The organism is Streptomyces celluloflavus, assembly GCA_000720995.1.
Taxonomy (GTDB): domain Bacteria; phylum Actinomycetota; class Actinomycetes; order Streptomycetales; family Streptomycetaceae; genus Streptomyces; species Streptomyces celluloflavus.
Genome location: JOEL01000055.1, coordinates 1 through 18301, shown reverse-complemented (window position 1 = coordinate 18301; position 18301 = coordinate 1). Strand labels below are relative to the sequence as shown.

Annotated in this window: 16 protein-coding genes and 1 pseudogene; 8 read left to right on the top strand and 9 right to left on the bottom strand. The window is 73.5% G+C overall.

Going from position 1 to position 18301, the window contains the following annotated elements; translation table 11 throughout:
* Positions 1-134: 134 nt before the first annotated feature.
* The 5 genes from IH09_RS31175 to iolC all read right to left on the bottom strand — a co-directional run bounded on the left by IH09_RS31175 (position 135) and on the right by iolC (position 6533).
* Positions 135-1628: a CoA-acylating methylmalonate-semialdehyde dehydrogenase gene (locus IH09_RS31175; protein WP_052860894.1), complete on the bottom strand. Its 1494-nt coding sequence runs from the start codon at positions 1626-1628 to the stop codon at positions 135-137.
* A gap of 36 nt (positions 1629-1664) precedes the next feature.
* Entirely contained in the window at positions 1665-3566 is a 1902-nt protein-coding gene (iolD, locus tag IH09_RS31170) for a 3D-(3,5/4)-trihydroxycyclohexane-1,2-dione acylhydrolase (decyclizing) (RefSeq protein ID WP_052860893.1), read from the bottom strand.
* A complete protein-coding gene (iolB, locus tag IH09_RS31165) occupies positions 3563-4456 on the bottom strand; it encodes a 5-deoxy-glucuronate isomerase (protein WP_052860892.1) in 894 nt (297 codons plus the stop codon). The genes iolD and iolB overlap by 4 nt, the downstream gene beginning before the upstream one ends.
* A 90-nt stretch (positions 4457-4546) precedes the next feature.
* Positions 4547-5434 (bottom strand): Cgl0159 family (beta/alpha)8-fold protein, encoded by an 888-nt coding sequence (locus IH09_RS31160; RefSeq protein ID WP_052860891.1) that lies wholly within the window; start codon positions 5432-5434, stop codon positions 4547-4549.
* Positions 5435-5540: 106 nt separating this feature from the next.
* Positions 5541-6533 (bottom strand): 5-dehydro-2-deoxygluconokinase, encoded by a 993-nt coding sequence (gene iolC, locus IH09_RS31155; RefSeq protein WP_052860890.1) that lies wholly within the window; start codon positions 6531-6533, stop codon positions 5541-5543.
* A gap of 285 nt (positions 6534-6818) precedes the next feature.
* Here iolC and IH09_RS31150 point away from each other — a divergent pair, with 285 nt between their 5' ends.
* The 5 genes from IH09_RS31150 (at position 6819) to IH09_RS31135 (ending at position 10958) form a co-directional block, all read left to right on the top strand.
* Complete coding sequence (locus tag IH09_RS31150) at positions 6819-7739, top strand: sugar phosphate isomerase/epimerase family protein (RefSeq protein ID WP_052860889.1); 921 nt, start codon at positions 6819-6821, stop codon at positions 7737-7739.
* A 53-nt stretch (positions 7740-7792) separates the two neighbouring features.
* The gene (locus IH09_RS31145; RefSeq protein WP_052860888.1) at positions 7793-8812 is read left to right on the top strand and encodes a Gfo/Idh/MocA family protein; all 1020 of its coding nucleotides are present in this window, start codon (positions 7793-7795) and stop codon (positions 8810-8812) included.
* Positions 8813-8856: 44 nt separating this feature from the next.
* A complete protein-coding gene (locus tag IH09_RS39400) occupies positions 8857-9102 on the top strand; it encodes a hypothetical protein (protein ID WP_190233457.1) in 246 nt (81 codons plus the stop codon).
* A gap of 2 nt (positions 9103-9104) precedes the next feature.
* Positions 9105-10514 carry a sugar porter family MFS transporter gene (locus IH09_RS31140; protein WP_052860887.1) on the top strand — a complete coding sequence of 470 codons (1410 nt, stop codon included), beginning with the start codon at positions 9105-9107 and terminating at the stop codon, positions 10512-10514.
* 237 nt (positions 10515-10751) lie between these two features.
* On the top strand, positions 10752-10958 hold the full coding sequence (locus IH09_RS31135) for a helix-turn-helix transcriptional regulator (protein WP_052860886.1): 207 nt from the start codon (positions 10752-10754) through the stop codon (positions 10956-10958).
* Between the two features lie 189 nt (positions 10959-11147).
* On the opposite strand, the gene IH09_RS31130 is transcribed toward IH09_RS31135, so the two are convergent.
* Entirely contained in the window at positions 11148-11543 is a 396-nt protein-coding gene (locus IH09_RS31130; RefSeq protein ID WP_052860885.1) for a DUF2267 domain-containing protein, read from the bottom strand.
* A gap of 205 nt (positions 11544-11748) precedes the next feature.
* Positions 11749-12792 (bottom strand): LacI family DNA-binding transcriptional regulator, encoded by a 1044-nt coding sequence (locus tag IH09_RS31125; RefSeq protein ID WP_052860884.1) that lies wholly within the window; start codon positions 12790-12792, stop codon positions 11749-11751.
* A gap of 272 nt (positions 12793-13064) precedes the next feature.
* Here IH09_RS31125 and IH09_RS31120 point away from each other — a divergent pair, with 272 nt between their 5' ends.
* On the top strand, positions 13065-14099 hold the full coding sequence (locus IH09_RS31120) for a Gfo/Idh/MocA family protein (protein ID WP_052860883.1): 1035 nt from the start codon (positions 13065-13067) through the stop codon (positions 14097-14099).
* A gap of 351 nt (positions 14100-14450) precedes the next feature.
* Here the strand turns inward: IH09_RS31120 and IH09_RS31115 are convergent.
* Positions 14451-15026, bottom strand: a pseudogene (locus IH09_RS31115) (GNAT family N-acetyltransferase); the annotation flags it as partial.
* A 200-nt stretch (positions 15027-15226) separates the two neighbouring features.
* Complete coding sequence (locus IH09_RS31110) at positions 15227-15895, bottom strand: DedA family protein (protein ID WP_052860882.1); 669 nt, start codon at positions 15893-15895, stop codon at positions 15227-15229.
* Between the two features lie 268 nt (positions 15896-16163).
* Here IH09_RS31110 and IH09_RS31105 point away from each other — a divergent pair, with 268 nt between their 5' ends.
* Complete coding sequence (locus tag IH09_RS31105) at positions 16164-16451, top strand: heavy-metal-associated domain-containing protein (RefSeq protein WP_052860881.1); 288 nt, start codon at positions 16164-16166, stop codon at positions 16449-16451.
* Between the two features lie 5 nt (positions 16452-16456).
* Positions 16457-18301: heavy metal translocating P-type ATPase (locus tag IH09_RS31100; protein WP_052860880.1), on the top strand; the 1845-nt coding region annotated here is incomplete at its 3' end.

The window sequence follows — 18301 nt, the reverse complement described above, 5'->3', positions numbered from 1 at the left end:
CCCCGTCCCCCGGAGTGACCCCCGCCACCTCCCTGCGCGGGGGCGGCGGCGCCGGGGCGCGGACACGGCGGACCCCCTGCCGACGGGTGGTGCGGCAGGGGGTCGTCTGCGGGCCGGCCGAGGTGGCCGCGCCGTCAGTGGTTGCTGGGGAAGCCCAGGTTGATGCCGCCGTCGGCGGGGTCGGGCCAGCGGGTGGTGACGACCTTGCCGCGGGTGTAGAAGTGCACGCCGTCGTTGCCGTAGATGTGGTGGTCGCCGAAGAGCGAGTCCTTCCAGCCGCCGAAGGAGTGGTAGCCCACCGGGACGGGGATCGGCACGTTCACGCCGACCATGCCGGCCTCGACCTCCAGCTGGAAGCGGCGGGCCGCACCGCCGTCGCGGGTGAAGATGGCGGTGCCGTTGCCCCAGGGCGAGGCGTTCATCAGGGCGATGGCCTCGTCGTAGGTCTCGACGCGGACGACGGAGAGCACCGGGCCGAAGATCTCGTCGCGGTAGGCGTCCATGGCCGGGGTGACGCGGTCGAGCAGCGAGACGCCGATCCAGTGGCCGTCCTCGTAGCCCTCGACGGTGTAGCCGGTGCCGTCGATGACGACCTCGGCGCCCTGGGCCGCGGCGCCCGTCACATACGAGGCGACCTTGTCGCGGTGGACCTTGGTGATCAGCGGGCCCATCTCGGAGGCCGGGTCGTCGCCGGGGCCGATCCGCAGCTTGGCGGCGCGCTCCTTGATCTTGCCGATCAGCGGGTCGGCGGTGTCACCGACGGCGACCACGACGGAGATGGCCATGCAGCGCTCGCCGGCCGAGCCGTAGGCGGCGTTGATGGCGGCGTCGGCGGCCAGTTCGAGGTCGGCGTCCGGCAGCACCAGCATGTGGTTCTTGGCGCCGCCCAGCGCCTGGACCCGCTTGCCGTTGGCGGTGCCGGTGGTGTGGATGTAGCGGGCGATGGGGGTGGAGCCGACGAAGGAGACGGCGGCGATGTCCGGGTGCGCCAGGATGGCGTCGACGGCCACCTTGTCACCGTTGACGATGTTGAGGACGCCGTCCGGCAGGCCCGCCTCGGCGGCCAGTTCGGCGAGCTTGAAGGCGGCGCTGGGCACCTTCTCGCTCGGCTTGAGGACGAAGGTGTTACCGCAGGCGATGGCGAGCGGGAACATCCACATCGGCACCATCGCCGGGAAGTTGAACGGCGTGATGCCGGCGACCACACCGAGCGACTGGCGGATCGAGGAGACGTCCACCCGGGTGGAGACCTGGGTGGAGAGTTCGCCCTTGAGCTTCTCGGGGATGCCGCAGGCCAGCTCGATGATCTCCAGGCCGCGGGCGACCTCGCCGAGCGCGTCGGAGTGCACCTTGCCGTGCTCGGCGGTGATCAGCGCGGCGATCTCGTCGCGGTGCGCGTCGACCAGCTCGCGGTACTTGAACAGCACCGAGGTCCGCTTGGCCAGCGAGCTGACGCCCCAGCCGGCGAACGCCTCCTTGGCGGCGGCGACGGCGGCGTCGACCTCGTCGGGGGAGGCGAAGGCGACCTGCTTCTCCTGGGCGCCGGTGGCCGGGTTGTAGACCGGACCGAAGTTGCCGGAGACGCCCTCGACGGGCTTACCGCCGATCCAGTGGCTGATGGTCTTCATGCGGGGGCCTTTCTGGGTGACGACAACGAGCTCGGGTCAGAGGTGGCGGCGGCGGCCGGCGGCGTGCCGGTCGTACACCGCGCGGGCGGCGACCGCCGCCGGCCGCGTCGCGGTCTCGGCAACGGGTACATCCCACCAGGCTTGGGCGCCCGGCGCGCCCGGCACAGTGTCGGCCGTTTCGGTCTCGACATAGACACATGTGGGCCGGTTCGTGGCGCGCGCCGCGGCGAGTGCGGTGCGCAGCTCGCCGACGGTGGCGGCGCGCAGCACCTCCATGCCGAGCGAGGCGGCGTTGGCGGCGAGATCGACGGGCAGCGGCGCGCCGGTGTACGTACCGTCCGCGGCGCGGAAGCGGTAATCGGTGCCGAAGCGTTCGCCGCCGGTCTCCTGGGAGAGCCCGCCGATGGAGGCGTAGCCGTGGTTCTGGACGAGGACGAGGTTGATGTTGACGCCCTCCTGGACCGCGGTGACGATCTCGGTGGGGTTCATCAGATACGTACCGTCGCCGACCAGCGCCCACACCGGGCGGTCCGGGGCGGCGAGCCGGACGCCGATCGCGGCGGGGATCTCGTAGCCCATGCAGGAGTAGCCGTATTCGAGGTGGTACTGCCTGCGGGACCGGGCGCGCCAGAGTTTGTGCAGGTCGGCGGGGAGGGAGCCGGCGGCGTTGACGAGGATGTCGGTGTCGTCGACGAGCGCGTCCAGGGCGCCGAGGACCTGGGTCTGGGAGGGGCGCGCGTGCGCGTCGCCGGCGGCGTAGGCGGCGTCCACCCGGGCCTCCCAGCCGTCCTTCGCCGCGCGGTAGCCCGCCTCGTACGCCTCCTCCACGCGGTGGCCGGACAGCGCCTCGGTGAGGGCTTCGAGACCGGCCCGCGCGTCGGCGACCAGGGCGTGCGCGCCGAGCTTGTGGGAGTCGAAGGAGGCGATGTTGAGGTTGACGAAGCGCACCTCGGGCGCGGCGAAGAGGGTGGCGGAGGCGGTGGTGAAGTCGGTGTAGCGGGTGCCGACGCCGAGGACCAGGTCGGCCTCGCGGGCGAGCGCGGCGGCGGTGGCGGTGCCGGTGTGGCCGATGCCGCCGATGTCGGCGGGGTGGTCGTGGCGCAGCGAGCCCTTGCCGGCCTGGGTGGACGCGACGGGGATGCCGGTGCGGTCGGCGAAGGCGCGCAGCGCGTCCTCGGCCTCGCTGTGGTGGACGCCGCCGCCCGCGATCAGCAGCGGCCGGCGGGCGGTGCGCAGGGCGTGGACCGCGGCGGCGAGGGCATCGGGGTCCGGGGCGGGCCGGGCGATCCGCCAGACGCGGTCGGCGAAGAACTCCTCGGGCCAGTCGTACGCCTCGGCCTGGACGTCCTGCGGCAGGGCGAGGGTGACCGCGCCGGTCTCGACGGGGTCGGCGAGGACGCGCATGGCCTGGAGGGCGGCCGGGATCAGCGCCTCGGGGCGGTGCACGCGGTCGAAGTAGCGGGAGACCGGGCGCAGCGCGTCGTTGACCGATACATCGCCGGCGTGGGGGACTTCGAGCTGCTGGAGGACGGGGTCGGCGGGCCGGGTGGCGAAGGCGTCGCCGGGCAGCAGCAGGACCGGGAGGCGGTTGACGGTGGCCAGGGCGGCGCCGGTGACGAGGTTGGTGGCGCCGGGGCCGATGGAGGTGGTGACGGCGTGCGCGCTCAGCCGGTCGGACTGGCGGGCGTAGCCGACGGCGGCGTGCACCATGGCCTGTTCATTGCGGCCCTGGAGGTAGGGCAGCGCGTCCTGGGACTCCAGCAGGGCCTGGCCGATGCCGGCGACGTTGCCGTGGCCGAAGATGCCCCAGCAGGCGTTGATCAGGCGGTGGCGGCGGCCGTCCCGCTCGGTGTACTGGTGGGCGAGGAACTCCACCAGTGCCTGGGCGACGGTCAGCCGGCGGGTGCGGGACGGGCCGGGCGGGGGCTTCGCGGTCATCGGGCGTCTCCTGCGGGCGCTTCGTAGAGGGGGAGGCGGGGGTCGACGGGCTGGTCGGGCCAGGTGCCGCGGATCCAGCCGTGGTCGGGGTGGTCGCAGATCAGCCACTCCCGGTCGGCGCCGGGCCCGGCCATGACGTTGAGGTAGTACAGGGTGTGGCCGGGGGCGGCGATGGACGGGCCGTGCCAGCCGTCGGGGATCAGGACGGCGTCGCCGGTACGGACCTCGGCGAGGACGTCGGTACCGCGGCCGTGGCCCGAGGGGCTGACGCGCTGGTAGCCGACGCCGTCCGTACCGTGCGCGGCGGCGATCTCGAAGTAGTAGATCTCCTCCAGTTCGGATTCCTCGCCGGGCCGGCACTCGTCGTGCTTGTGCGGCGGGTAGGACGACCAGTTGCCGCCGGGGGTGAGCACCTCGACCGCGATGAGCTTGTCGCAGTCGAAGGCGCCGGCCGCGGCGAAGTTGTTGACCTGGCGGGAGCAGTGGCCGGCGCCGCGCAGTTCGACGGGGACCTCGTGGGCGGGGCCGTAGCGGGCGGGCAGCCGCCGCGCGCAGCGGGCGCCGGTGAGCGCGAACCGGCCGCCGGCGCCGCTGTCGATCCGCACCCGCGCGTCGCGCGGTACGTAGGCGAAGTCGGTGACACCGCTGAACACGCTCTCGCGGCCGGTGAGTTCGAAGGTCTCGCCGCTGTCGGTGCGCACGGTGCAGCCGCCGGCCAGCGGCAGCACGATCCATTCGCTGTCGCCGGTGGCGAAGGAGTGGTGGCCGCCGGCCGGCAGGTCGAGGACGCGCAGCGCGGAGTGGCCCCAGCCGGCCCGCGCGGGGTCGATGTCCAGGGCGTACGCGTCGCGCGCCGCCGCGCCGGCCTTCAGGTGGAATTCAGTGCTCATGGTGCCAAGTCTCCTGCGGGGTCGCGGTGGTGGCGGTGGGTGTGCCGGCCGGCGCCGCGGTCCGGTCGGCACGCGCCCGGCGGCCGGTGGTCACAGCAGTCCCACGGCGGTGTCCACGGCGGCCGCCACATCGCCGTCGGCCGGGTAGAGGAGGGAGCGGCCGACGACCAGCCCGTGCACGGTGGGCAGCCGCAGCGCCTTGCGCCACTTCTCGTAGGCGGCTTCCTGGGCCTGGACGGTGGTGCCGATGTCGCCGCCGAGCAGCACGGTCGGCAGGGTCGAGGTCTCGCAGACCCGGGCCATCGCGTCGGCGTCGTCGGTGACCGGCAGCTTGAGCCAGGTGTACGCGGAGGTGCCGCCGAGGCCGGAGGCGATGGCGACGGAGCGGGTGACGGCCGCGGGGCTCAGATCGTTGCGTACCTTGCCGTCGATCCGGCGGGAGAGGAACGGTTCGACGAAGGTGGGCAGTTCGCGTTCGGCCATCGCGTCGATGGCGCGGGCGGTGGTCTCCAGGGTGGTCAGCGAGCCGGGGTCGGCGTAGTCGATGCGCAGCAGGAGCTTGCCCGCGTCGAAGCGGAGCCGGGCGATGTCCTGGGGGCGGTAGCCGGTGAACCGGTCGTCCATCTCGAAGGCGGCGCCGGCGATGCCGCCGCGGTTCATGGAGCCCATGACGACCTTGCCTTCGAGGGCGCCGAGCAGCAGCAGGTCCTCCAGGATGTCGGCGGTGGCGAGGACCCCGTCCACACCGGGCCGCGACAGCGCCAGGACGAGGCGTTCGAGCAGGTCGACGCGGTTGGCCATGGCGAGCTGCCGGTCGCCGACGGCGAGCGCGCCGCGGGCCGGGTGGTCGGCGGCGATGATCATCAGCCGGCCACCGGCGCCGAGGAGCGGACGGCGGGCGCGCCGGGCGGCGGCCTCCGCGACGGCTTCGGGGTGCCGGGCCCGCAGCGTCGGGAGGTCACTGATCCGAGTGGTCAAGGCGTAACTCACCTTCTTGAGTGCACAGGTACGCCGGGGGCGGCAGGTGCGAGGGGTGGGGCGGCGGAGGCCCGGACGGCGAGGGGGGCGGGGGCGGCCATGGGTGTCACCGCTCCGCGAGGAAGGCGTCGACCTCGGCGGCGGTCGGCATCGCGGACGAGCAGGCGAGCCGGGAGGCGACGATGGCGCCGGCCGCGTTGGCGTGGCGCATCATCCGTTCCAGGTCCCAGCCGTTGAGCAGACCGTGGCAGAGCGAGCCGCCGAACGAGTCACCGGCGCCCAGACCGTTGACGACCTCGACGGGGGTGGGCGGGACCTCGGCGGTGCGGCCGTCGCGGTGGACGGCGAGCACGCCCTTGGGGCCCTGTTTGATGACGGCGAGCTCGACGCCCATGGCCAGCAGCGCCTCGGCGCAGGCCCTGGGGTCGCGCAGGCCGGTGGCGACCTCGGCCTCGTCGATGTTGCCGACCGCGACCGTGGCGTGGGCGAGGGCGGCCTCGTAGTACGGGCGGGCGGTGGCCATCGCCGCGGCGCCGGACGCGCCGCCGTCCTTGGAGGCGCCGCCCTCGCCGCCCCAGAACATCGGCCGCCAGTCGAGGTCGAAGACGGTCGTGCCGGACTTGGCGCGGGCGGCCAGCGCGGCGAGGGTGGCGGACCTGCTGGGCTCCTCGCACAGTCCGGTCCCGGTGATCCAGAAGACGCGGGCGGCCCGGATGGCGTCCTGGTCCAGTTCCTCGGGGCGGATCACCAGGTCGGGGGCCTTGGGGCGGCGGTAGAAGTAGAGCGGGAAGTCGTCCGGCGGGAAGATCTCGCAGAAGGTGACCGGGGTCGGGTAGGCGTCCACCGGGGTCACCCAGCGGTCGTCCACGCCGAACTCGCGCAGTGCCTGGTGAAGGTAGTCGCCGAACGGGTCGCGGCCGGTGCGGCTGATGACGGCGGTGCGGCGGCCGAGCCGGGCCGCGGCGACCGCGACGTTGGTGGCCGAGCCGCCGAGGAACTTCCCGAAGGTCTCCACCCGGGCCAGCGGCACGCCGGTCTGGAGCGGGTAGATGTCCACTCCGATGCGGCCCATCGTGATCAGGTCGTACGGCTCGGTCATGTGCGCCCCTTCGGTTCGGCCGGCGCGGCGGGTTCGGCGGGTTCGGCTCTGAGCACAGGTCTAACGAAGAGGATCAGACCCTGTCAATAGTTTGTCCTTACATTCTGACGTCGAGCAGGAAAAGCGAGGGAAACCCGGCCGGACCGCCCTCCGGGTTACAAAGTCCTTAAGTCCTTATGTCAGGACGAAGTCTTGACACTCTTGAGGGCGGCAGCGAGGCTGTGCCCCACAACCCCGCCCCAGCGCCTCCCGGTCACCGCCGACCGGCGAGAGGAGAGCCGCAGCATGTCCGCACCCCGTGCCGTTGCGCCCGTTCTGGACCGAATCCGCGTCGGTTCCGCCCCCGACTCCTGGGGGGTCTGGTTCCCCGAGGACGAGCGGCAGGTCCCCTGGCAGCGCTTCCTCGACGAGGTCGCCCAGGCCGGCTACGAGTGGATCGAACTCGGCCCGTACGGCTACCTGCCCACCGACCCCGCCGTCCTGCACGACGAGATCGCCCGCCGGCAGCTCAAGGTCTCGGCCGGCACGATCTTCACCTCCCTGCACCAGGGCCCGGCCGTCTGGGACAAGACCTGGGCCCATGTCTCGGAAGTCGCCACCCTCACCAGGGCGATGGGCGCGGGCCACCTCGTCGTCATCCCCTCCTTCTGGCGCGACGACAAGACCGCCGAGGAGATCGAACCGCGCGAACTGACCACAGAGCAGTGGCGGCACCTGACCACCGGTATGGAGCGGCTGGGCAAGCGGGTCCGCGACGAGTTCGGCCTGGACATCGTCGTCCACCCGCACGCCGACACCCATATCGACACCGAGGAGCACGTCGCGCGGTTCCTCGACGGCACCGACGCCGACCTGGTCGGCCTCTGCCTGGACACCGGCCACTACGCCTACTGCGGCGGCGACAGCGTCAAACTCCTGCGCACCTACGGCGAGCGGATCGGCTACCTGCACCTCAAGCAGGTCGACCCGGACATCCTGGCCGGCGTCGTCGCCAAGGGCACGCCCTTCGGACCGGCCGTCCAGCAGGGCGTGATGTGCGAACCGCCGCTCGGCGTGCCCGCCCTGCCGCCCGTCCTGGAGGCCGCCCAGGCGCTGGACGTCGATCTCTTCGCCATCGTCGAGCAGGACATGTACCCCTGCCCGCCCGACCAGCCGTTCCCCATCGCCGAGCGCACCCGGCGCTTCCTGCGCTCCTGCGGCGCCTGACAACCCCCGCCCCCTATACGGACCTACGGACTCACGGAGCAGGAGAGACACGGATGAGCCAGCACCAGACCCTCGGCGTAGCGGTCATCGGCACCGGCCGGATGGGCGCCGACCACGTACGCCGGATCAACGACGTCATCAGCGGCGCCCGGGTGGCGGCGGTGGCCGATATCGACGCGGACCGCGTGCGGCGCCTCGCGGACGGCATCGACGGCTGTACCCCGTACACCGACCCGGCCGCCGCCATGGCCGACCCCGGGGTGGACGCCGTCCTGATCGCCTCGCCGGGCCCCGCCCACGAGGACGCACTGCTCGCCGCCTTCGCGCGCGATCTGCCGGTGCTCTGCGAGAAGCCGCTGACCCCGGACCCGGCCTCCGCGCTGCGCGTCGTCGCGGCCGAGACCGCGCTCGGGCACCGGCGCGTCCAGGTCGGCTTCATGCGCCGCTACGACGCCGACTACCTCACCCTCAAGTCCCTGCTGGACAAGGGCACTTACGGCCGTCCGCTGATGCTGCACAACAAGCACCGCAACGCCGACACCCCGCCCGGCTTCAGCAACGCGATGATGATCCACGACTCGGTGGTGCACGAGATCGATGTGACCCGCTGGCTGCTGGACGAGGAGATCACCGCGGTCCAGGTGCTCCGCCCGGCCCCCACCGGCCACGCCCCCGAGGGCCTCGGCGACCCGCAGCTGATCCTCTTCGAGACGGCCGGCGGCCGCGTCGTGGACACCGAACTCTTCGTCAACTGCCGCTTCGGCTACCAGGTCAGCTGCGAGGCGGTCTGCGAGGACGGCACCGCCCGGATCGGCGACGACCGCGGGGTCTTCGTGAACGCCGCGGGCCACTGGGGCGGCGCCATCACCCCCGGCTTCGTGGAGCGCTTCGAGGAGGCGTACGACCGGCAGGTGCAGCGCTGGGTGGACGCGACCCGGCGCGGTGCGGTCAAGGGCCCCAGTTGCTGGGACGGCTATGCGGCGGCCGCGGTCTGCGAGGCCGGGGTACGCGCCCAGGCCACCGGTGAGCGCGTCGCCGTGGAGCTGGCCGAGCGCCCCGCGCTGTACCGCTGAGGCCGCGCGGCCGCAGCGCCGCGCACCACGCCGCCACAGTCGCCGTGGCTGCCGCACCCACCGCACTCGCCGCATCCGCCGCACCGCGAAAGGCGCCCCTCGTCACCACCCCGAAAGGCCCCCGCACCATGCGCACCACCCCTGATCCCTGTCCGTCCCACCCCACCGCACCGCTCGAACCGCCCACTTCGGCCGCCGAGTCGGGCTACGGGCGGGAGGGCCGCGCCGAGGCCACCGCCCGCCTCCCGCGCGAGACCAACGGCCGCCGCGCCACCGCGAACCGGAGCTGACCATGGCCGCTCCGACCAGCCAGGCGGCGCCCACCGGCCCGCACGGGAACACCCGGGCCCGCAGCGCCAGACGCTTCATCGTCTCCATCGCCGCCATCGCCGCCCTCGGCGGCGCCCTCTTCGGCTATGACACCGGAGTGATCTCCGGCGCCCTGCCCTTCATGGAGGGCCACTTCGGCCTCACCTCCCTGGGCGAGGGCGTCATCACCAGCGCGCTGCTGATCGGCGCGGCCTTCGGCTCGCTGGCCGGCGGCCGGATGTCCGACGCGCTGGGGCGGCGCAACTCCCTGCTGTGGGCGGGCGCCGTGTTCATCGGCGGCGCGCTCGCGGTGGCCCTCGCCCCCTCCGTACCGTTCATGACCGTGGCCCGCTTCGTCCTCGGCCTCGCGGTCGGCAGCGCCTCCGTCATCACCCCGCTGTACCTGTCGGAGATCGCGCCCCCGCACATCCGCGGTCGGCTGGTCTCCTTCAACTCCCTGATGATCGTCAGCGGTCAGCTGCTCGCGTATCTCATCAACGCCGTCCTGGCGCACTGGGAAGCCTGGCGCTGGATGCTGGGCCTGGCCGCACTGCCCGCCGTGGCGCTCTTCATCGGGCTGTTCTTCCTGCCGGACACCCCGCGCTGGTACATCAGCAAGGGCCGGCCCGACGACGCGGCCCGGGTGCTGCGCCGCACCCTGCCCGCCGAGGACGTCGCCGGGGAACTGGCCCGCATCGACCACGCCCGCGGGCTGGAGGCCGACGCCCGGCGCGGCGCCTGGGACGAGCTGCGGACACCGTGGGTGCGGCGGCTGCTGCTGGTCGGCATCGGGCTGGCGATCGTCCAGCAGATCACCGGCGTCAACGCCGTCATCTACTTCGCGCCCAAGATCCTCGCCGCCACCGGTCTGGGCACCAATACCGCGATCACCGCCACCATCGCCGTCGGCGCCGTCTCCGTCATCGCCACCGCGATCGGGATGTCGCTGATCGACCGGGTCGGCCGGCGCCCCATGCTGATCTCCGGACTGGCCGGTATGACGGTCGCGCTGGCCCTGCTCGGCGCGTCCTTCCACCTGCCGCGCTCCACGGCCGTCAGCTATCTGGTGCTCGGCCTGATGGTCCTCTACATGGCGTTCATGCAGGCCACCCTCAACACCGGCGTCTGGCTGCTGCTCGCCGAGATGTTCCCGCTCAAGGTGCGCGGACTGGCCATGGGCGCCGCGGTCTTCGTGATGTGGCTGGTCAACTTCTCCGTCGCACTGGTCTTCCCGCTGCTGCTCGACGCGGTCGGCGCCAGCGTCACCTTCTGGTTCTTCGGCGTGATGTGCGTCCTGTCCCTGCTCTTCTGCAAGCGGTACGCACCGGAGACCAAGGGCCTGGCCCTGGAGGACCTCGAACACGAACTGCGCAAGGCGGCCACCCCGCACTGACGGCCCGCCGGGCCGGGCCCCGGCCCGGCCACCGCGCTCCGGCCACCGCCCCGGCTGTCCCGCCCCGGTCACGGCTGGCACCGTTGCGCGGGACTTCCGTCACAGCCGGTCGACAGCTCTCCACACCCCTCACCCGGCGCCGCCGACCGGGCCGGTCCGAGTGACCGCCAAGCCGAACGCGGTACCCCGCCGGCCCCTCGGACCGGCCCCGCGCACGGCTCCTGGAGGTGCGCGGAGATGACCGATCGCAGACTCTGGTCGTATCGGGAGATCGCCGCACACCTCCAGGTGCAGCCCGACACCGTGCGCGCCTACCGCAAGCACGGACTGCTGCCGGAGCCGGACCTGGTCGAAGGCGGCAGACCGTACTGGTTCGCCGACACGGTCCGGGCGTGGGCGGCGCGGCGCCTCAGCAGCCGGGGGCGGCGCGGGTGGTGGGAGTGAGCCGGGCCCCGCTCCGGGTACGGCGGGGTGCCCGTGCCTTTCGGGTGTGCTCGTGCCTTTCGGGGGTGCCCGTGGCTTTCGGGGGTGCCCGTGGCTTTCGGGGGTGCCCGTGGCTTTCGGGGGTGCCCGTGGCTTTCGGGGGTGCCCGTGCCCTCGCCCGTCGGCGGGCGACTGGCGGGGCCGGGTGCGTCAGATCTGCCGGGGAGGGCCGAAGAGCAGGTCATAGCCCGGGGGGAGCTGGAGCAGGACGCGCCGCATGAGTTCCTCACCGGCGGCTTCGGCCACGACGCTGAGGACGGCGCCGACATCCCCGGTGGCGGTCTCCTCGGTGGCGCCCTCGATCCACGCGGCAGTCGCCCGTACGAAGCGGTCGGGGCCGAGCGGTTCGGCGGCGGGGAGCGGATTGAGCAGTACCAGCACACAGGTCGCGGGCAGCCTGGCGGCCAGTTCCGCCCGTTCGTCGCCCACGAGGTGCGCGCCCAGGAGGCCGAGCACGATACGGGCCGCCCGCTCCGCCTCGCGCCGCGAAGGGTACTGACCCCGCTCCTGCACGGCGGCCAGGAACGCGTCCCACGACAGAGCCATCGGCGCTCCCTCCTCACGCTCCGGTTCCGCGCCCGGCTCCCGCTCCGCCGCCTGTCTGCGGCCAGCGGAAAGAGCCGGTCCGCACCGGCACCGGCATCCCGCCACTTCGCGCCCAGGATGCCGCTACAAACGGGCCATTTCCCTCTATATCGCCCCGTCGCGAAGTTGACAAGGGTCGACTCGGTATCGTCCCGGGCCGCCGGTCCTAGGCGGGCCGCGGCGGGGCGGTCGATCCCCTGATCTCCAGCTCCGGGGCGACGAGTTGACGGGCGGCGGGCCCGTCCGGGCGCTCCATCCGGTCCAGCAGGCAGCGCGCGGCGCGGCGACCCACCTCGTGGCTGGCGTTGTTCACCGAGTTCAGCCAGAGATGCCGGATGCGCGAGAGGTAGGTGTTGTCGTAGCCGACGAGGGACAGGTCGGCGGGCACCGCCAGGCCCAGCTCCTCCGCGGCGGACAGCGCGCCGACACCCGAGATGTCGTTGAACGCGAAGAGGGCGGTGGGGCGTTCACCGCCGCGCACCGGGTTGAGCAGCCGGACGGCGGCGCGGTAGCCGCCCTCCTCGGTCCCGTCGCCGCTCTCCACGACGGCGGACAGTCCCGGCCCGTGCGCGCGTACGGCGGCCTCGAAACCGCGTCTGCGCGCCTCGCCCACCAGGCCCTGTCCGGCGATATGGGCGAGCCGGGTGTGGCCGAGGCCGATGAGGTGCTCGGTGGCGAGCCGGGCGCCGCGCTCGTCGTCGTTGGCGACGATGTCGACCCGCGGCAGCCGGGGCCCGTGGTCGCCCGCGATCACGGTCGGCAGCCGCTCGGCGACCGCGGCCAGGCCCGCACTGTCCGGCAGCGTGCCGACGACGACGATGCCGTCCACCCGCAGCTCCAGAAAGGTGCGGGCGAAGTCCTGGCCGGCCCGCCGGTCGAGCCGCCCGTCGGCCATCAGCATCCGCAGCCCGTGCGCGTGCAGCAGCGAGTTCAGACCGTCGAGAACCTCCACGAACCAGGGGTTGCGCATGTCGTCGAGGAGGACGCCGACGGTGTGCGTACGGCGCGCCACCAGGCTGCGGGCCGCGGCGTTCGGGCGGTACCCCAGCTCCTGGATCGCCTCCAGCACGGCCTGCCGCTTGCCGTCGCTGACCCGCGGCGAGCCCTGCAACACCAGTGAGACCAGCGACTTCGAAACACCCGCGCGCTCGGCGACACCGCGGATCGTCGGGGGCCGGTCCGCACTCGGCCGTTCATTGGACCGTTCCATGGGCGGAAATCCTTCCATTCGGCGGGACCGGCGTCAACGCGAGCCGGCGTGACGGCCCCGCGGCGGCCCACCCGGGCCGTCCCGGGGGTTGACATACGGACATACGGACGTGCAGGGTGCCGGGACGGCGGTGTTGGACCGTTCCAAAGCTCGCGTCCACCACGCACCTTAACGTGCGTCCAGTCCCGTCCCACCGCCCCCGCCATCCCCACGCATGGCAACAGAACACCTCCCCTCCCCTCTGTCTCCCCCTCCCTGGAAAGGAACCGGGCATGAAGATCGGCCTGATCGGCACGGGGCGCATCGGCGCCTTCCACGCCGAGACCCTCCGCAGCGTCCCCGGCGTCACCGGCATCGTCGTCGCGGACGCGGACCCCACGCGCGCCGCGTCACTGGCGGACACCCTCGGCGTGCGCGCCGCCACGAGCGTCGAGGAGATGTACGCGGACGGCCTGGACGGTGTGGTGATCACCGCCGCGACCAGTGCCCACGCCTCGCTCATCCACCAGGCCCTGGACGCCGGGGTGCCGGTCTTCTGCGAGAAGCCGGTCGCCCTGGACGTACCGGGCACCCGCGACGTGGTGACGCGGGCCGAGGCCGGCACCGTCCCCGTGCAGATCGGCTTCCAGCGGCGCTTCGACGCCGGTTACCGCGCCGCCCGCGCGGCGCTGCGCTCCGGTGAGCTGGGCTGGCTGCACACCCTGCGCGCCTGCACCAGCGACCGGACGCCGCCGCCCGCCGCCTACATCCCCACCTCCGGCGGCCTGTTCCGGGATTGCAGCATCCACGACTTCGACATCCTCCGCTGGCTGACCGGCCGCGAGGTGGTCTCGGTCTACGCCCAGGGCGCCAACCGTGGCGCGCCCTTCTTCGCCGCGGGCGATGACGTCGACACCTGTGCGGCGCTGCTGCGCTTCGACGACGACACCCTGGCCACCGTCACCGCGACCCGTTACAACGGCGCGGGCCACGATGTCCGGCTGGAGGTCTGCGGCTCGGAGGGCGCCCGGATCGTCGGCCTGGACGACCGCGCGCCGCTGCCGTCGGCCGAGACCGGACTGTCCTGGCAGCGCGCCGCGGCCCCGTACGCCACGTTCATGGAGCGCTTCCACGACGCGTACGTCACGGAGCTGGGCGTCTTCGCCGAGGTCGCCGCCGGCCGCACGCCGAGCCCCTGCTCGCCCGGCGAGGCGCTGGAGGCGCTGTACATCGCCGAGGCGTGCGAACACTCCCGCCGGACCGGCGAGCCGGTCACCGTCGCGGACATCCGCGCCGCGGCCGCCGGCGGTGCGACCACGGACGTCTGACCGGCCGCGGACGCCTGACCGACCACGGCCGGGCACCCGGCCGCGGATGGGTGCCCGGCCGCGACGTCGAACCGCTCGGCGCGCCGGGGTGCATCGGCAGCTGCACCAGAGACCACCGGCACCGGCCACGGACCGCTCGGTGCGCCGGGGTACGCCGAGCCGCCGGTGGGGGTCTCCCGGGCCCCCTCGGCGGTGTCGACGCGCGCGGCGCCACCCCGGGACCGGTGCCGCTCCTCAGCTGCGGGCCGCCACGACTCCCCCTCCCCCGTCCGGGAACGCGCCCCCGGACGATGCGCCCCCGCCGGCCGGTGCGCCCCCGCCGGCCGACACGGCCCCACCCGGCACGCCCCCGGATATGGCGGTCAGATCCAGCCGCCAGTCATGGGACCGCATCGGGCGCCCCTTCGGATACTCGAACTCGCACTCCCCCATGAGCTCGAATCCCGCCTTCCGGCAGACGGCGTTGGACGCGGTGTGGTGCACCGAAGGAAACGCGTGCAGAGAGCGGTGGAGCCCCTCGGCCCCCGCTCGCCCGATGACCTCCCGTGCGGCCGCCACCGCGATGCCCCGGCCCTGGAACTCGGGCAGCACGCCCCAGCCCGTCTCGTACACCGCCGCACCCTGCCAGCTCAGCTCCCAGAACCCGATCGACCCCACCACGGCGCCCGCCGGAGCACCCGGCTCCCCCTCGTCATCCCCCGGCGCACCGTCCGGCAGCAGTACGACCCGGAACATCTGCCCCGCCCCGTCCAGGCCGAGATATCTCCGGTGCCGCGCGAGCAACTGCCGCTCCGTCTCCGGGCCGCCCAGATGCCCGGTCATCTCCGGTGCGTTGAGCCTGCGCAGCAGATCGAGACCGTCCGTGCCCCACGGCTCGATCCGCACCCGCGGTGGCGTCCGTACCCACGCCCCCGTCCCCCTCTTCATCCCCGTCCCCGCCTTCGCCTGCGTCTGTGCCTCTGCCGGTGTCTCTGCCTGCGTCGTCCGCTGCGGTTTCATCTGCGTCTGCACCCGCCCCCGTTTCGCCCTGTCCACACAGTAAGGGCGGCCACTGACAACGCCGCTGATCTGCGCAAACACCCGGTCGCGCCCCCCGGCCGGCCGCAGCCACGCGTCATCAACCCCGATCAGCCGGACGGCCGGCCGAGCGCGCCCGCCGCCCGGGAGGCCCGTCGCCGCGGTCCCTTCGTCCCCTCCTGCCCCTCCGGCCCGTTGCCGCCCTTGCCGCTCCCGTCGCCCGGTACCCTCGCGGACCGGCGGCGGGCCGTCCACTGGATCGCCGTGCCCACCGCGGCGACCATGCAGGAGACGCCCACGCCGACCCCCGCGGCGAAGAACGGATCGCCCGCGGCGGCGCTGCCGAGGTAGCCGAGGCCGATGGAGTACGTCGCCCACGTCGTCTCGGCGAACGCGGCACCGAGCGCGTACCTGCGGACCGGATAGCGCAGCACACCGGCCGCCAACGGGCCGGCGATCCGTCCACTGGGCAGGAACCGGACACCGATCACGAACGGCAGGCCGTAGCGCTCGATCCGGCCCAGGGTCCACTCCAGCATCGCCCGGCGCCGGGGCCTGCGCAGCATCCAGGCCCGTACGGGACCGCCGAACCGCCGGGCGACGAGGTAGATCAGGAGGTCACCCAGCGTGGCGCTGCCCGCGACGACCAGCAGGATCAGCGGGAGATAGGCGTGCCCCTCGGAGGCGAGCACACCGGCGGTGACGAGCAGCGCGGAATTGGGGACCAGCGGCGGCAGAGTGGTGAGCGCCAGCAGGCCGTACAGGGCGAACGCGTCCATCCGGCCGCCTCCTCGGATCCACCCCGAGCCGTACCCCCAAGGCTGACGCGCGGCGCGGCGCACGGCAACGCGTACGATCCGGCGCGCTCCGGCGGGACACCGCTCGTCGCGTCGTGGGGTGGCGGCGCGCGGCGCGGTGGCACACAGTTGGATTGATACCCCCTAGGGGTATACAGTGTGGGGGCATCGGGAAGCACCGGGTGACACCGGGGCCCCTCGTACAACACCGGCATCACGCGGAACACATCGGCACCACAAGGAGAGACCCATGGCCGAGAACAGCTCCTGCTGCACCTCCGAAGAGTCCTGCCACTCCGGCGACACCGACGTCCAGGTGGGCGCGGTGACCACCACCTACCGGGTCAGCGGTATGACGTGTGGTCACTGCGAGGGCGCCGTATCGTCCGAGATCTCCGAGATCACCGGTGTCAGCTCGGTGCAGGCCGTGGCGGCGACCGGCCTGGTGACCGTCGTGTCGCAGGCCCCGCTCGACGACGAGGCCGTGCGCGCGGCCGTCGACGAGGCGGGTTACGAGCTCGTGGGCCAGGCGGCCTGACCGCGATGTCCGGTTCCGGCACGCAGGCGCGGGTCGAACTCGCCATCGGCGGGATGACCTGCGCCTCGTGCGCGGCGCGCGTCGAGAAGAAGCTCAACCGCATGGAGGGCGTCACCGCCACCGTCAACTACGCGACGGAGCGGGCGAAGGTCTCCTACGGGCACGGCGTCTCGGTCGCGGACCTGATCACCACGGTGGAGAAGACCGGCTACACGGCGCGTCCGCCCGCGCCCGCGGAGCCCGCGCCGTCCACCACGGCCCCCGGCGCACCACCGGCCGGCGACGACGGCTCCACCGGCGCCCTGCGGCAGCGGCTGCTGGTCTGCGCAGCGCTGGCCGTGCCCGTCATCGTGCTGGCGATGGTGCCCGCGCTCCAGTTCACCTCCTGGCAGTGGCTGTCGCTGACCCTCGCCGCGCCGGTCGTCGTCTGGGGCGGCTACCCCTTCCACCGCGCCACCTGGACGCGTCTGCGGCACGGCGCGGCCACCATGGACACCCTCGTGTCCCTGGGGACACTCGCCGCGTTCGGCTGGTCCCTGTGGGCGCTGTTCCTCGGCGACGCGGGCGCGCCCGGGATGCGGCACGGTTTCGATCTGACGGTCTCGCGTACCGAGGGTTCCTCGGCGATCTATCTGGAGGTCGCGGCCGGGGTGACCGTCTTCCTGCTGCTGGGCCGCCATCTGGAGGCGCGTGCGAAGCGGAAGGCGGGCGCGGCGCTGCGGGCGCTGCTCGAACTGGGCGCCAGGGACGTCGCCGTACTGCGCGACGGCCGCGAAGTCCGCGTCCCCATCGCGGAGCTGAGCGTCGGCGACCGGTTCGTCGTACGCCCCGGCGAGAAGATCGCCACCGACGGACGGGTGGTGGCGGGGTCCTCCGCGGTGGACGCGTCAATGCTCACCGGTGAGTCCGTCCCGGTCGAGGTCGCCCCCGGCGACACGGTCACGGGGGCGACGGTGAACGCCGCCGGGCGGCTGGAGATCGAGGCCACCCGGGTCGGCGGCGACACCCAACTCGCCCGGATGGCACGGCTGGTCGAGGCCGCCCAGAGCGGCAAGGCCGAGGTGCAGCGGCTGGCGGACCGGGTCTCCGCGGTCTTCGTGCCGGTGGTGCTGCTGATCGCGGCCGGCACACTGGCCGGCCGGCTGCTGGCGACCGGCGACGCGACGGCGTCGTTCACCGCCGCGGTGGCCGTCCTGATCATCGCCTGCCCCTGCGCCCTGGGCCTCGCGACACCGACCGCGCTGATGGTCGGTACGGGCCGCGGCGCCCAGCTCGGCATCCTGCTCAAGGGGCCGGAGGTGCTGGAATCGACCCGGCGGGTGGACACCGTCCTGCTGGACAAGACCGGCACGGTCACCAGCGGCCGGATGAGCCTGGTGGACATCACCGCCGCCGACGGTGTCACGGAGGGCGAACTGCTGCGGCTGGCCGGTGCGTTGGAGCACGCCTCGGAGCATCCGGTGGCCCGCGCCGTCGCGGCGGGCGCGGCGGAGCGGGTGGGCCAACCGCCCCCGGTGGAAGGGTTCGTGAACGTGCCGGGACTGGGCGCCCGCGGTGTCGTGGCCGGGCACCGGGTGCTGGCCGGGCGGGCGGCGCTGGCCGAGCGGGCCGGGATCGCGCTGCCGCCGGAGCTGCGGAGCGCGCTGACGGCCGCCGAAGTCGCGGGCCGTACCGCCGTGGTGGTGGCCTGGGACGGCCGGGCGCGCGGGGTGCTCGCGGTCTCCGACGCGGTGAAGCCCACCAGCGCCGAAGCCGTCCGACGGCTCCGCGCCCTCGGACTCACCCCCGTCCTGCTCACCGGCGACAACGAAGCCGTGGCCCGCGCCGTCGCCACCGAAGTCGGCATCGAC

What these genes read in the sequence shown, in the direction of transcription:
- IH09_RS31150 (WP_052860889.1), top strand. Translation starts at nt 6,819, where the DNA reads ATGTCCGCACCCCGTGCCGTTGCGCCCGTTCTGGACCGAATCCGCGTC.
- iolD (WP_052860893.1), bottom strand. Translation starts at nt 3,566, where the DNA reads ATGACCGCGAAGCCCCCGCCCGGCCCGTCCCGCACCCGCCGGCTGACC.
- IH09_RS31110 (WP_052860882.1), bottom strand. Translation starts at nt 15,895, where the DNA reads ATGGACGCGTTCGCCCTGTACGGCCTGCTGGCGCTCACCACTCTGCCG.
- IH09_RS31130 (WP_052860885.1), bottom strand. Translation starts at nt 11,543, where the DNA reads ATGGCTCTGTCGTGGGACGCGTTCCTGGCCGCCGTGCAGGAGCGGGGT.
- iolC (WP_052860890.1), bottom strand. Translation starts at nt 6,533, where the DNA reads ATGACCGAGCCGTACGACCTGATCACGATGGGCCGCATCGGAGTGGAC.
- IH09_RS31145 (WP_052860888.1), top strand. Translation starts at nt 7,793, where the DNA reads ATGAGCCAGCACCAGACCCTCGGCGTAGCGGTCATCGGCACCGGCCGG.
- IH09_RS31135 (WP_052860886.1), top strand. Translation starts at nt 10,752, where the DNA reads ATGACCGATCGCAGACTCTGGTCGTATCGGGAGATCGCCGCACACCTC.
- iolB (WP_052860892.1), bottom strand. Translation starts at nt 4,456, where the DNA reads ATGAGCACTGAATTCCACCTGAAGGCCGGCGCGGCGGCGCGCGACGCG.
- IH09_RS31125 (WP_052860884.1), bottom strand. Translation starts at nt 12,792, where the DNA reads ATGGAACGGTCCAATGAACGGCCGAGTGCGGACCGGCCCCCGACGATC.
- IH09_RS31120 (WP_052860883.1), top strand. Translation starts at nt 13,065, where the DNA reads ATGAAGATCGGCCTGATCGGCACGGGGCGCATCGGCGCCTTCCACGCC.
- IH09_RS31175 (WP_052860894.1), bottom strand. Translation starts at nt 1,628, where the DNA reads ATGAAGACCATCAGCCACTGGATCGGCGGTAAGCCCGTCGAGGGCGTC.
- IH09_RS31105 (WP_052860881.1), top strand. Translation starts at nt 16,164, where the DNA reads ATGGCCGAGAACAGCTCCTGCTGCACCTCCGAAGAGTCCTGCCACTCC.
- IH09_RS31140 (WP_052860887.1), top strand. Translation starts at nt 9,105, where the DNA reads ATGGCCGCTCCGACCAGCCAGGCGGCGCCCACCGGCCCGCACGGGAAC.